Raw genomic sequence first — 14,574 nt, forward strand, 5'->3', positions numbered from 1 at the left:
AGTGAATTACCTCTCTTTTGTTTTGGGTTTCTTCTTCGGCTGACGGTGTACCGTCTGACCGTTTTTCTGCTGCGGCTTCTTGCCGTCTTTCTTAACCTCCGGCTCTTTACGCTCTGCTTCTTTTTGCTGTTTTGCCTGTGCCTTGTAACGGTCAAGTTTCTCTTTGACCGATGGCTTTTCCACTGGCTTTGCAACACCCTTATCAGATTGCGTTTCTACCGGCTCTGAGTTTTGCCTTGACAGAGGGCTTTTGTCTGTTTTGGCGACTGAGGGGTTTGCGTTTGCTCGCTCCTCTTTCTGCATTGGATTTCTGACTGCTTCTTCCATAATGATTTCACTCTTGGATTTGGTCGGCTTTTCTTTCTCAACCGCTTCACGGTCTGCAATAGCCTTCTCTGCTTCACTGACAATCGAAGCCTTATCCACCTTGCCAAGTTCAAATCTTTCAACGATACGCTGAATTTTAGAAGCGTCCTCTGCTCTTGCAATAATATCTACCGGAGCGTTCTCTCCCTTTGTGTTCTTATCTCTGAGGACACAATAAAGAACGCCATAGCGTTTTGCCTGTTCGGTAAACTTCTTCAAATCCTTTTGCGGAATGGAAAAGACTTTCAGCTCCTTGCCTGACTTAATCATATTGGTAAGCCTTGCTTTGCCCTTCGTCTTTTGTTCCTGCTTCAGAACCGATACCAAAAGCAATGCAATATTCTTCGCCGCCGAACCGCTTAATCTTGCAGCAACTTCAAATCCTTCAAGCGAAAGCCTAACGACCTGCTCTGCTGCGTCACCACCGTTGTTCATAGCGTGATTTCTCCTTTCTCTGCTGTTTTTGTTCCTCTGTTTCGATATGCTCAAGATTTTCTTCCATAACCTTTGACCTCTCCGCAATATCCTCGCAGAGTTTTACTTCCCGTCGGAGTTTTTTCAATTCTCCATTGATAGAAGCGATTTCATCTTTTGCCGCCTGAAGCTGACCATCATCAATATTTGTTCTTATCTTTTTTCGGAGATGTGTTCTTCCGGCAATCAGATTTTTCATCTGCTCCTCTAAAGAAGTCTTATATGAAAAAAGCTGTTCGTCCGTGGAAATATTTTCTCGTCCGAGCAGCCTTACTTCATCAGTAATCTTATCGAGCTTCATCAAATCATCTTTCAAAAGATAATGAAGCCTTGCGTTATTCTGTTTCTTATACTTTGGCAGATAACCGAGTCTGTAACAGTAATACAGATACAGCCCATAAAGTCCGCCTTTCTTTTTCAGCTTCTGCCCTCTGGTCTGCATACGATACTGTCTTGGCTTATAAATCGCCCTCTGGAACGGCTCAATCTCTGCCCATCTGTCACGATTTTCTTTGATACGCTCTACAATCCGGTCATTGGTATAATCTGCTCCGAGATTTTTCAGTCGTATCGGCTTATCGTATCCCTTTGGAATGACTGTCCAGTATTTTCGGCTTGGACTTAGGTTATAGGCATATCCCATTTCCTTGAGAGCAAACTGAAATTCTTTCAGGGTCTTGCTGTGGTCGATAGCATAATCAATGGCTTCTTTTGCAACCGAGTAGCGTGTCGGCATACCTGCCTTTTCTTTCATCGTCAGATAATCCGACTGCTTACTGCGGTTCGGATTCGGGTCATAGTAAAGTCCGTACTTCTCACAAATCCGGTCTGCAACTTTTCGGAATTTGAACCATGCTTTTTCCTCGCCCCACAAATGTTTGCCATCGACAAACGAAATAGAGTTGATGACAAAATGGCAGTGCAGATGCTTTGTATTCAGATGGGTTGTCACAACAACCTGAAATCTTTTACCCCACACTTCATTTGCAAATTCCATTCCGATTCTCTGTGCCATCTCAGGAGATATATCTGTTTCCTTGAAACTCAAATATCCGTGATAGGCTTGGATACCGTCTGTCTTTTGGTACTGTTCCTTAACCGTTATGAACTGTTCACGGGCAATCGCCACATTACAGTTGATACCCTCAACATAAAATTCTCGCTCTGTTTTTTCTTCATCCTTTGCATAAGCAATAACATCAGCAAGAGCCTGATACTGTTCCGGTGAAAACTCCCTTTTGATATTTGCAGAAGTCTTTTCGGGATTGGTTGCATAGTCAATGACCTGACCGAGCCTTTCTGTTACCGACCACAACTTTGTTACTGCCATTTCATTTCGCTCTGATTTGGACGAAGATATGTCCTCTCAATCTCTGACTGGAACTTATTCCACTTTGCAGCTTCATTCTTCAGCATAGGTGCGTCAATGAAACCAAGTGTATTCGCTTTGGCAGCAAGCTGATTGATGTTATTACCGATAGAGGAAAGTTCCCTCATCACATCATAGAAACGGTCATCGGGTTTCTCTTTCGGTTCGTAACCTCTGATAAGTAAACGGATAAGTCCTGCTTCGGAAAGACAAGCCTTCTTTGCCTTTGCTGCCAAATCCTGTGCTTCCTTGCGGTTAAAGCGTACAATCTTCTGAATGTTTCTCTTTCTCATAATCGGTATCTTCCTTTCTCTTTACTCTGCAATCTTTGTTAATCTGGAATAAGCACATCATCGTAACGCCAAGACAACTGTCGAGCAGTGTTCCGGCGGCAATAAGTAATAACTCTCTCAAATCAAGTTCTCCTTTCTCACGGGGTATTAGGGGCAACCCCTAACGAGCCTTTTACCGTTTGGGAAACTGTGTTTATCCAAATGGTCTGCTCGCTAAGAATAAACATCTCCTCCGGGTTGCCCCGTTCTCGGTCTACTATCTCTCATAATCCTTTGATTTCGGCTTAAAAGGTTCAGCCACGATATTGCCGCCCACTTCCTTAGAAAAGCGTTCGGGATACTTGAACTGTTCCTTGTATTTCTTCATCATATCGTCCGGCAAGCTCTGAAAACTCTCACTCTCAGGCGGTGCATAACAGATAAAGAATTTGCCGCAGATAATATCTACCATCTCTTTCTTATCATTGTCCTGCACATAAACTGCACGGTTAAGCGGAAGTCCTCTCATCTTTCCTTCCTCATTACAGATGATTGCAACGTCATCGTCATAGGGCATATATTCCTCAATATCCCCGCCGACAACCTCCTGCATTGCTTCCAGACTGTCGTCGATTACAATTTCCTTCGGGTACTTTTCCGGTTCTACCAAGAGAACTTTAATCTTAGAATCATTCATCGTTCTTCATTCCTTTCGTGTGTTTTTTTATTGTAAATGCCCATCCGCATACAAAGAAAATCGTTGAAGTCCTTACCTGCTTTTGGTGGCTCATCAACGATTTCATACTTATCCGGCAGAATGGTTTTTAAGGTCTGTGCTGCCTTTCTGCCCGCTATATCATTGTCAAAATGGATACGGATTTTCCTGACAGATGGGTTACTGCCAAGATACTTTTCCAGTGCAATCGGCACTTTACTGTCCTCAATTTTCTTTGCCGGAGAATACACCCCGGACAGCGAAACAAAGCTCATTTCTTTCCAATCCTGCCCGTTCAGCTTCGCAAGCGTGGCATAGGATAACAGGTCTATGGCACACTCAAAGAGGTGTACTTCCTCCAAGTTTTCCTTACCAAGCCGAAAAGAATAATCTTTTTTACTGCCACTGCAATCGCCCATAATCCTACGCTTATTCGTGGAACGGTAGGCTGCATATTTCGGTTCTTTCTTCTCGTCATAGCCTACAAACACAACATTGTGATACGGCAGGCTCTCAAAGATAAGGTCATTAGAGATACAGTAATTGATGATTTCAAAATCTATTCCTCTCCCGAAAAGATACTCTGTAATCACTCTGTTGGAAGCACATTTTTCAGGGAGAAGAAGTGGTTTATTTTCCTCTTTTGGCTGTGGCTTTTCATAGACCGGAGCCTGAATCGCTGTGTGTCCGATAATGGTTTCCACCGCTTCAAGGAAGCTGTAACCTTTAACCTTAATCAGATAATCCAAAGCACTCCTGCCACCGATACCTCTTGACCACCATATCCATTTCCCGTTTGAAATCTTCAAACTATCGTGGGTTCTGGTGCAATAGGTGTTACCTGAAAACTTAACCAGCTCATACGGTTCATAATTTCTCAGGTAGGTTAATAAGTCCATCTGCTTCGCCTGAATGATTAACTCAGGTGCGATAAATGGCATATCGACCACCGCCTTCCTGTTTATCTCTCATACGATTTCTCCTTTCTGCCGCCGACTGCTTCGCCCTCATCAGGCTCTCCGCCGACAATCTCATTTTCTTTTTTATCCATATTGAGCAGGATATTCAGCTCATCAAGTCGGGCAGTTTTTGCCCTCAATTCTTCCTCCTTTGCAAACGGCTTTTCGATTTCCTGCTTCGCTGTTTCAAACTGCTTTTCCGTATTTTCAAGACTGTTTTTCGTATCAGCAAGTGTTTCTTCGAAGCGTTCAATGCCGTTATCTATTCTCACGATATTACCGTGAGCATCGTCGCCAAGCGGTATATCTCTGCTCGTTTCGCCTTTCAGTTTCACAACATAATTACGCTGCACCGTATCAAAATACAGTTCCATTTGAAAGCCACGGTACTCGCCAAGTGGTATCGCATCGGGACTGTTCATTGACTTGCAGGCATTGATGATTGCCTGACCTGCTTCGGCTTTTTCGGAATAAGAAACACCCGATACCATCATTCCAAGCGGCTGCTCGTCTATCGGTTTCGGGTGTAATTTTGCTGTTTCAACATCTTTTGTAAGTCCCTCTACACGGGATTTCAAGTAAGCAATCTGTTGTGGGTAGAACTTGATGACCTTATCCTCCAGTCCGTATTTCTCCGATAAGAAATTGGATTTTAACATCTTTAGCTTCTGCACCTGAATGTCTAAGTCCATCTTTTCTTTGATATATGGATTACCTGTTGCAAGCATTTTTATCTCTGCATAGGACAGTGCGGTTTCATCAATATCCTCTGCCGACCTGACCGGAGATTTGCTCGTCATAATCTGACTTGCGAACTTCTGCTTACCTTCCACAAGCTGATAGAGGTATGCATCAAAGGTCTGCTCTGTTACATAGCGGTAAATATCTACCTGCGGATTTTCATTGCCCTGACGGACAATTCTACCGGAACGCTGCTCCAAATCTGAAGGTCGCCACGGACAATCCACATCGTGAAGTGCGATAAGTTTGTCTTGCACATTCGTTCCTGCTCCCATCTTCTGAGTAGAGCCAAGAAGCACCCTGACTTCTCCTTTGCGGGTCTTTTGGAACAGTTCTTTTTTCTTCATATCCGTGTCGGCTTCGTGTATAAATTTTACTTCACTTTCAGGAATACCTCTCTCAATCAGCTTTTTCCTAATGTCGTTATAGACGGAAAATGTTCCGTCATTCTTCGGCGTGGAAAGGTCACAAAACACAAGCTGTGCCGATTTCTTGTCGGCATTTTCTTTCCATATCCGATAGATGTTATCGACGCAGGCATTGATTTTACTGCCCTCAAAATCAGGCAGCATATCATTTAGCATACGCTGGTCAAGAGCCAGTTTTCTTCCATCATTCGTGATTTTCAGCATATTATCTACGCTTGAATCCACACCGCCGCCACGCACCTGCTCGGCTCTCTCTGCAAGGGAAGCAACCATCTCCTTCTGCATTTCCGACGGCTTTACTGCAATGTTATGGTACTTTGCTTCCGGTACTGGCAGGTTCAACATATCTGCTGTTTTAATGTCCGCTATCTCCTTGAACATCGCCATTAGTTCAGGCAGGTTATAGAATTTTGCGAACCTTGTCTTTGCTCTGTATCCCGTTCCTTCCGGTGTAAGTTCCACTGCCGTAATGGTTTCTCCGAAAGTGGAAGCCCAGGCATCAAAGTGCTGCAACCCATTTTTCACAAGCGTGTTGTACTGCAAATATCGCTGTATCGTATAGAGTTCATAAGGTAGGAAACGCCACGCCATACTTCCTTTCGTCAGCGGTCTTGGCGTAACCCCCTCCAGAACCGTGCTTACACCTCTCGATGTACACGGCTCGCCATCTTTCATAATTCAAGTGATTTTAGCTTTGCTTCTTCATAGCATTTCGGGCAGAGAGCCAATGACTTCCGCCTTTTCTGTAACATCAGTTCATCAAATTCGTTATCAGCGTTTAAATCTTTTAAGCGTTTTACATGGTGCATATACACTTTCACGGGGCTTGCTCCGCACATCTCGCATTGTCCGCTTTTTAAACGTCCTGCCAGACTATTCGGTCTTATCCGCCCTCTGTACTTCGGCATAATGTCTACAAATTCGGGAGCGATATTCTTGTTACGCCTGAATCCCTCATTGTAAAATTCATATCGCTTTGTTCCACTCTTGGTTTTATAATCTGCGCCGAAGTCGCCCTTTTCACTGCGGTACTTCTTATACGTCTTCATAACAGAAGAATTATATTTTGCCGCCAGCGTTTTTAGGCAACTGCCACGCATGATAGAATGGAATTTTCCCAGATTGCATACATTGATTGCCAATCTGTAATAGTTGTACAAACCTCTGATTTCTGAATTATACTTGCTGATGATTGCCACATCATCCAATGGCATAAGTGCCCCTCTGTGGAGCGGTTTCCAATTCTCTTTGCCGTTCTCGTCCTTTTTGATTTTAAATGCTCCGTATTCATGCAGTTTTGCAATCCATTTTTCTTTCGGCATATATAACTGCACTTTTCCATACCACACCCGTTGTAAGCCTTTTTTCGTCCGCTTCGTATCCTGACTTCTTGATATTCTTATGTCGTATCCAAGATAACGCACCTTTTCAGAGGAATGGGTAACGTGAGTTTTCTCCTCTGACATCGTAAGATTTAACTTGTCTTTCAGAAATATCCTCACCTGTTCCTTGATATTTTCGGCATCCTGCTTTGAGCCTGTTATCGAAATCAGAAAGTCATCAGCGTAACGGTTGTATTGAAGCCTTTTGTAACTCTTATCCATTTCATCTAAATGCGGCGTGGACAGCATCACTTTTCTTGCTTCTTTAAATGTGGTCAGGTTTGCTTCTGTGCGCTCTGTTTCCAGATTTTTCTGCGCTTTCCGATAAGCCCAGCGTACCTTATCATGGTCTTTGTGGACTTTACGGTTTCTTGTATCGCCTTTGTCAAAACTTTTTTTCATCTTCCCCATAAACTCATCGAGTTCATTTAGGTAGATGTTTGCAAGTATCGGACTGACACCGGAGCCCTGCGGACTGCCGGAGTACGTTTCATGGTATGTCCACTGTTCCATATATCCTGCCCTTAAAAATTTCCACATCAGCGATATGAATGCTTCATCTTTTATGCGTTTTCTCAGAAGCTGTATTGTGATATGGTGGTCGAAGCTGTCAAAGCAAGCCTTAATATCTCCCTCGATTATCCACTTTGCGCCAGTAAACAGCGTTACAATTTCTTTTAATGCTGTATGGCAGCTTCTTTTCGGTCTAAAACCATGTGAATTATCGGAGAATGTCGGCTCATAAATTGCTTCTAATATCATACGGACGACTTCCTGCAACAGTTTATCGTCCGTTGACGGAATCCCCAATGGGCGCTTTTTATTGCTATTTTTCTTCGCAATATAGACACGCCTTGCTGGGTTCGGCTGGTATGAATGGTCTCTTAATTTTGCAATGAGTTTTTCAATGCGCTCCATGCTCATACCGTCAAGAGTGAGTCCGTCTGCCCCTGCCGTCATGCTCCCCTGAGAGGTCGCAATATTTTGGTATGCGAGCAGATAGAACTCTGGATTGTACAGGTTACGGTATAATCTCTCGTACCTGTATTCTTTGTTTTTTGCTTTTTCACTTAAACTTTTCAATACATTTTCGGGACTTCTCATAATGCCTCACGCACCTTTCCTTGTTATTTGTATTGAAGAAAGACTGTCTCCCTTCGCCATGTGGACGGCTTTCCCGCCCTCGGACTACTACGGAGACTCTGTTGCCATAGTAAATATTCAGAGTCGCTTTTTCTCATAACACTCATAGCCGATATTTCGGCGTTTTACCGTAGGCAATCCCCGTTTAGAACTGTAATAACATAAGCATGCTACGATTTCGGATGTGACGTTCGCCGTTTTCCATTATCCTATGGCTGATTTACTCTGGGTATCTTGTGGGTACGCATGGCCGACTCATATCCACCAGAATACATGCGAGTATAACTTCCTTACGCATGGAGCAACATTTTGCCCAATCTCCGACTGTCATTCAGGCAGTTTAGCTTTCATCCTTATTCATAACTTTTCGTCACTACCACGCAAACACTTTGGAAGTTTCCGTGTTTCGTGCCCTCCGACATGCTACACTCCCCGTCGGGTTTCCCCTTTCGGATAAGTCGGGTGACGATAGGGTGCGGATTATTCCGCTTTAATACCTTGCCCTATTACTTGCTCAAGGTAAGATTATTACAGCCCCTTACGGGCGCACCACCATACTGTTTGAGATAGGTGTACCCGTTGCAAATACGGTTCCTCGTCCTCCGGTAATCTCGTCAAGGTAACGACACTTCATAAAGAGGTCGGAAGATTTCTGTGCTTCCGTCTGTGCGATACCTCCCACATTACGCATTTTTGTATAAAGATAAAGGTTCTTGTAATAATGGCTTTCATCAACAAAAAGCCTGTCTACACCAAGTTCCTCAAAGGTTACAACATCATCTTTTTTCGTCTGGTCATTGAGTTTATCAAGTTTCTGCTTGATGGATTTTTTTGACTTTTCAAGCTGTTTTATGGAGAAGTTTTCCCCTCGGTTTCGCTTGAGTTCTGCAATTCCTCCGGTTATCTCCTCAAGCTGTTGTTCAAGAATTGCCCTCTGTCTTTCAATGGACATCGGGATTTTTTCAAACTGTGAATGCCCGATGATAACTGCGTCATAATCTCCGGTTGCAATCCTGCCGCAGAACTTTTTACGGTTCTTGGTTTCAAAATCTTTCTTCGTAGCAACAAGGATATTCGCCGCCGGATAGAGCTGCAAATACTCTGCCGCCCATTGTTCGGTCAAGTGATTTGGTACAACAAACAGTGACTTGTTACAAAGCCCAAGCCTTTTCGACTCCTGTGCTGCCGCTACCATTTCAAAAGTTTTTCCTGCTCCGACTGCGTGTGCAAGAAGCGTATTTCCTCCGTAAAGGATGTGGGCAACTGCATTTTTCTGATGTTCCCTGAGTTCGATTTCAGGGTTCATACCATTGAAAATAATATGGCTTCCATCATACTCACGGGGTCTGACGCTGTTGAACTTCTCATTATAGAACTTGCAAAGCCTTTCCCTTCGTTCAGGGTCAGACCATATCCAGTCCTGAAATTCCTGCTTAATCATTTCCTGCTTCGACTGAGCAATCGCAGTTTCCTTTTTATTCAGGACAGCCTTTTTCCTACCCTCATCATCTTCGATATAATCAAAGATACGCACATCTTTTAAGTTCAGCGTTTCCTCGATAATCTTATAGGCATTGATGCGGGAAGTTCCGTAAGTGTTATATGCCCTTACATTTCCTTTGTCGTAAGATTTACCCTCAATGTTCCACTCACTCGTAAAAGGAGAGAAGTGAACTTTGATATTCCACTGTGCATATCGTGGTGTTTCAAGCAAATGAAAGATAAACTCCTGCACATCGTCCGGCGGCAGCCAAGTTGCACCAAGTCGTACGGAAATCTCACTTGCAGTCAGGTCTTTCGGCTGCACCTTTTGAAGTGCTTCCACATTGACCTTATAATCTTCCGGATAGAGTTCTGCCGAGTTCTTTGCAATCCTCAGCTTCTCCCTGACATTACCCGAAAGATATTCATCAGCCATCAGATACTTCGGTTCGTAAGAGTTTCCATACTCATAAAGCGGATTTAGGAAGATAACACCCTTCAAATCCTCAAAGATTTCATTCTCCGATTTACCGGAAAGCTCCATCATATAGTCCATATCAATCGTGGCTTTTTCTCCAAGCGATACCGCCAACGCTTCGCTTGCCGTATCAACAGAAGTAACCGGAGTATGCGGCTTAATTGTCCTTTTAGAAAACATATCAGCCTTACGTTCCAGTTCTCCGTCCTCTCCGATTATCTCCAATGCGGAAAGCAGAGAGAATGAACTGTCCTGCGAAAAAGCAGAAGTATTTGCACGGCTGTTAATGAGTCCGTACTTACCTGAAAAGGTATCATAAAGTCTGTTTAATCTCTCCTGCTCCGCTTTGATTTCGCTGTCAGGGTAATCTTCTGTCTGCAATTCAATCAGCGTTCTGACGGAATTTCTAATAGCAATCATACCCTTAATTCGGTTCTCTGCGGTTGCCGATACCTCCACCGGAGTCATACGGGAATTTTCACGATAGTAGATTTTATCGTCCACCACCGTATAGGAAAAGTTTCTCACTGTCGGGTCTGCCGGAATAGAATTATCTTCCTCCTCCAGTTCTTCCTCGGCTTCATATTCCGTGATTTCCCCGTGAATATTTGCGACTGCTTCATCAAGCTGTGCTGCAAGGTCTGCATTTTCATACGGTACACAAGTTGCTTCCATACCGAAACGCCCCGATACCATTTTCATTTCTCCAAGTATCATTTCGGGGTGCTGCACAAAATAAGAGTTCATCTTAATTCCGTTCTCATCGGTATCAAGATGAACCCAATCCGGCTCAATATCTATCAGTCTGTCACGCTTTTGCAGGATAAGAATATCCGAAACGACTTCCGTTCCTGCATTACCCTTAAAGGTATTATTCGGCAATCGAATTGCTCCAAGAAGCTCTGCTCTCTGTGCAATATACTTTCGTACTGCTAAAGTTTCCTTATCCATTGTGCCTTTGCTCGTTACAAGAGCCATCACACCGCCGGGTCTTAACTTATCAAGGGACTTTGCAAAAAAGTAATCGTGTATCAGGAACTTATACTTGTCATATCTTTTATCCGATACCTTAAAATCTCCAAAAGGCACATTACCAACCACTCCATCAAAAAAGCTGTCCGGCAAATTGGTTTCTTCAAATCCTTGTGCCGCAATGGTTGTTTTCTGATAAAGCTGCTGTGCAATCCCTGCGGAAATCCTATCAAGTTCCACACCGTAAATCTTACTGTCCTGCATTGTGTCCGGCAGCATACCGATGAAATTACCGATACCGCAGGACGGTTCTAACAAGTTGCCCTCCTTAAATCCCATCTGCTCCATTGCCTTATAAATAGCTGTGATTACTTCGGGCGGCGTGTAGAACGCAGTCAATGTGCTTTCTCTTGCTGAAGCATATTCCTCCGGTGTTAATACCGAAGAAAGTTCCAGATATTCCGTTGCCCACGCTGAATTATTTTCATCAAAGGCTTCTGAAAGTCCACCCCAACCGACATACTTTGATAAAACAATCTGTTCTTCAGGCGTGGCAAATCTGTTTTCTTCCTGACATTTTTTGAGAAGCTGTATTGCCATAATATTTCTGCGGAAGCGTTCCTTTTTACCAACCGTTTCAACCTCATTTTCTCTGAGATTAAAGGTATGACGGTCTGCCATAGGCACATCAGGGTGCAGGTCAAAGCCTTTGACCTTTTTCTTCTGCTCCCAAGCGGGAACTACCGGCTCAGGCTCTTTATCATAACCGTTTCCTATGCGATACCCCTGCTTATACATCTCATCATAGCTGTCAAAACCTGACTGCGAAGCTACTATCTCTCGATAATCCTCTATCGGCACACTGCCCATATTGGTCTGAACTTCTGTGACTGAAGATTTTTCTGCTTCCGAAACAAGGCTCTGCATTGTATCCTGCGTGCAGTCTGTAAAATCTGGTTTTTCTAAAAAACGGCTTTCTGCTTCCGAAAACCATTCCGTTCCGACATCAGCAAGTGTCTGATTGGCGATACTTCCAAGCCTATCAAAAAACTCATTAGATGTCTGACTGTCTTTTGCTATCTCTGTGATTTCATCAAAATTCAGTATATTTGTGACATACTGTCCTCCGGCTGCACTATCCGGATTATAATAAATCCAAGTAACAGTTGCATTATCCTGATTGATAAAAAAAGCATCGTTATAATCGACAGTTACATTTCTTTCTTCGGTTGGTACTTCTTTTACAATCAAATGCTCATTCATTGGATTTTCACGCACTTTTTCATCAAACTCTATGTGTGAAAATTCCTTGTTAAACAACGGCATATCATAGTCATAGAGCATTACTCTCTCGTCATCAATAGATAAAATTTCATACTCAGAAGCACCGATATACACCTTATCGCCAAGATGATATTCATACTCCACATCTTGCGGCATTTCCTGTTCTTCAGGCTCTTTTTGGGCTGGTACGGTGGACATCACTTCACGATTTTCAACCTGTTCTGCTACTCTTGCACGCTTCACTTCCTGCTCAGCGAGCCATTCAGGATAGTTCCACCATTCTTTTTTATTCAGGTATCTGTCATCGCTGATAAGGCGACCAATTTCCTTTGCAACCTCCGTCCAATTCATACGAATCTCTGGTGCATTTTCCTCATAACCTTTTCGGATACGGACACCCTTTGCATCGCAATCATAATTATAGTCCGAAACACCACCTGCGTATGTTCCTCCGCCAGTGCCATACTCTTTTTTTAGAAAATCGGCATTTTCTTTAAGCGATAAACTCTTTTGATACTGCTCATAAATACGGTACTTTCCATTCGCAAAGCCGCTTCCACTCGCAAGATAATTATCTATAATTTCTTTTGGAATAGAAAAAGCAGAGGTTGTTTGTTCCTCTGCTCGTTCTTGTATAAAGGATAATTGCCCGCCCATATCCGGCAACGGTTTTATATCTTCTAAGCGAATATCACTTCCGCTTTCACGATTTCCTGTGCCGAGCTGCGAAGGGAGTTCATCAGACAAACCCATTTCATCATATCCTCTGCTTTCATCTGTTCGGTCACTCCCTCTTTCTGTGCCATCTGGTTCAGGATTGTTTCCTCCATCTTGCTGGCTCTCTGTTCCACTTCCGCCAAGTGCTGTGTCAGTTCGCCCCTCGTCAGGAGATTGTAGTAAAGGACTCTGTGATGTTCCTTCAGAAACTTTCTCCTCATCTGAGCGTATCTGCCCAAAGTCACTTCCGGCTGCTGTGGAAGTTTCAGGTTCGGAAGGCTGTAATCGCCCACCATTGTGTAGGTCAGTTCGTTCATTGTCCAAACTCCTTTCGTCGTTATTTTCAACCTTATTGTATTCATTTCTGTCCTGACCGACAATTATGCGATTTTGACGGTTAAGTGCGGTAATTGTTTTAGACACTTCCGTCAATCCCATTTCTGCAATATCACTGGTAGCAAAGCCAAGTGCATTGAGTGTTTCCTGCGTATTGAAGTTGGTAACATCTCTGAAATCATCAAGTTCAAAATAGCCGTCCGTATCAACACCAAGCCTTGACATCATCATATATGCCACACTGTTTGCTACGACATTTTTATAAATGGAAGCCACAATATCATTGTCTACTTCCTCAAGGAAACTGCCTTCGGTTGCATAGTAAAGGTCTTGCAGATAATCAGGAATATTATCCTCTGCCGCATTTCTTGCAGCTCCCATAATTGCTTCGGCAAGACTGCTCTTATTCTCAATCTCTCCGAAAGTGCTTTCCAATGTTTCAATCACATCTGCTTCGTATTCCTGACGCATATCCCAAATCGGGACTGTTCTCGAATATTTGCTTTCGTGGGTGTCTGAAATATCAAAGTAATGCGTCAGTCTTTGCCTTGTACGGTTCTCATCAGCAAAAACAGCAATACCTCTTGCACCTCGGTTGACCCATCTGCCAAAAATTCTGTTCCACTGCTCTATCTCAAGAACCGCTGTTGCATCAGGTCGCTGTGCATATACAAGAAGCTGCTCGTCATAGCGTAACTTATAATTTCGGCAAGCCGAAGCCAAGAATGCCTGCCAGTTCTGAGGATTTGATACAACCGTTTTGCAGGTGCGGTTGTAAAGCTCAGAAATAAGGTCATATTTTCGTGCCATTACCCTTGCACCTCCTTATCGTTTCTTATCTCTGCTCCTGCATAGCAGGCTCTTTCTTTTCATTGTTACCTCTGTTATTTTTTACTGCTTCATCAGAACCTCCGCCCAAATACGAAAAGAGTTTACCGGACTTTGTATTCTTCTGAAGTTCCATAATCACACCCATATCGGGAATAGTGATATTTGGAATTTTCAGGATTGCTTCCATATCAAGCTGCTGCAACTTTTTCTCCGTATCACAACCGGAGTCAAAGAGTTTATTCAGCACCTTGACCTTATTCTGAAAAGTTGCTTTGTCTTTCACGAAAATACCTCCTTAACCAATGTTGATTACAATAGAAATACCGCCACTTTGTTCTTCTTTCTGCGGATTGCGTGAATACTCAGGAAAAAGGGACTGTACTCTCTGCCTTGCCCTGCGTATGGTTTCAAAGCAAGGAAGTCCGTATGCTCTGTAATTAAATACAATATCTTCAAGCGGAAGTTTTCCGGCAGGAATATATCCGTATCGGTTGTAATAATGCAGAATGAGAAGCATATCATCATACCTCGACATCGGGCATTCCTTTAAGATTTCAAGCACTCGGCTCTCAACCGTTTTCTGTTGTTTCATAGTGTTCCTCCAAAAAAAAAGGGACAGAGTTTT

General features: G+C 43.3%; 9 protein-coding genes and 2 pseudogenes. All 11 read right to left on the reverse strand.

Annotation, left to right across the window (positions count from 1 at the left end):
- Positions 1-6: 6 nt before the first annotated feature.
- Positions 7-801, reverse strand: coding sequence for a PcfB family protein (locus tag ETP43_RS14640; protein ID WP_015530022.1), 795 nt, complete (start codon positions 799-801; stop codon positions 7-9).
- A complete protein-coding gene (locus tag ETP43_RS14645) occupies positions 785-2,170 on the reverse strand; it encodes a relaxase/mobilization nuclease domain-containing protein (protein WP_129258921.1) in 1,386 nt (461 codons plus the stop codon). The genes ETP43_RS14640 and ETP43_RS14645 overlap by 17 nt, the downstream gene beginning before the upstream one ends.
- The gene (locus ETP43_RS14650) at positions 2,161-2,502 is read right to left on the reverse strand and encodes a plasmid mobilization protein (protein WP_002594670.1); all 342 of its coding nucleotides are present in this window, start codon (positions 2,500-2,502) and stop codon (positions 2,161-2,163) included. The genes ETP43_RS14645 and ETP43_RS14650 overlap by 10 nt, the downstream gene beginning before the upstream one ends.
- Positions 2,465-2,623 carry a DUF3789 domain-containing protein gene (locus ETP43_RS14655; protein ID WP_164979736.1) on the reverse strand — a complete coding sequence of 53 codons (159 nt, stop codon included), beginning with the start codon at positions 2,621-2,623 and terminating at the stop codon, positions 2,465-2,467. The genes ETP43_RS14650 and ETP43_RS14655 overlap by 38 nt, the downstream gene beginning before the upstream one ends.
- 135 nt (positions 2,624-2,758) lie before the next feature.
- Positions 2,759-3,178 (reverse strand): DUF3846 domain-containing protein, encoded by a 420-nt coding sequence (locus tag ETP43_RS14660; protein WP_002594669.1) that lies wholly within the window; start codon positions 3,176-3,178, stop codon positions 2,759-2,761.
- A complete protein-coding gene (locus ETP43_RS14665) occupies positions 3,175-4,137 on the reverse strand; it encodes a DUF3991 and toprim domain-containing protein (RefSeq protein ID WP_055056983.1) in 963 nt (320 codons plus the stop codon). Before ETP43_RS14665 ends, ETP43_RS14660 begins: the two co-directional genes overlap by 4 nt.
- Before the next feature lie 20 nt (positions 4,138-4,157).
- Positions 4,158-5,891 (reverse strand): annotated as a pseudogene (locus ETP43_RS14670) (helicase-related protein); the annotation flags it as partial.
- A 104-nt stretch (positions 5,892-5,995) separates the two neighbouring features.
- Positions 5,996-7,810, reverse strand: coding sequence for a reverse transcriptase domain-containing protein (locus ETP43_RS14675; RefSeq protein ID WP_129258927.1), 1,815 nt, complete (start codon positions 7,808-7,810; stop codon positions 5,996-5,998).
- 589 nt (positions 7,811-8,399) lie between these two features.
- Positions 8,400-13,928: pseudogene (locus ETP43_RS18640) on the reverse strand (N-6 DNA methylase); the annotation flags it as partial.
- Between the two features lie 25 nt (positions 13,929-13,953).
- A complete protein-coding gene (locus tag ETP43_RS14685; protein WP_117805322.1) occupies positions 13,954-14,232 on the reverse strand; it encodes a hypothetical protein in 279 nt (92 codons plus the stop codon).
- A 12-nt stretch (positions 14,233-14,244) separates the two neighbouring features.
- On the reverse strand, positions 14,245-14,541 hold the full coding sequence (locus tag ETP43_RS14690) for a hypothetical protein (protein WP_092071888.1): 297 nt from the start codon (positions 14,539-14,541) through the stop codon (positions 14,245-14,247).
- Positions 14,542-14,574: the final 33 nt, after the last annotated feature.

The organism is Blautia faecicola (assembly GCF_004123145.1).
GTDB lineage: Bacteria > Bacillota > Clostridia > Lachnospirales > Lachnospiraceae > Oliverpabstia > Oliverpabstia faecicola.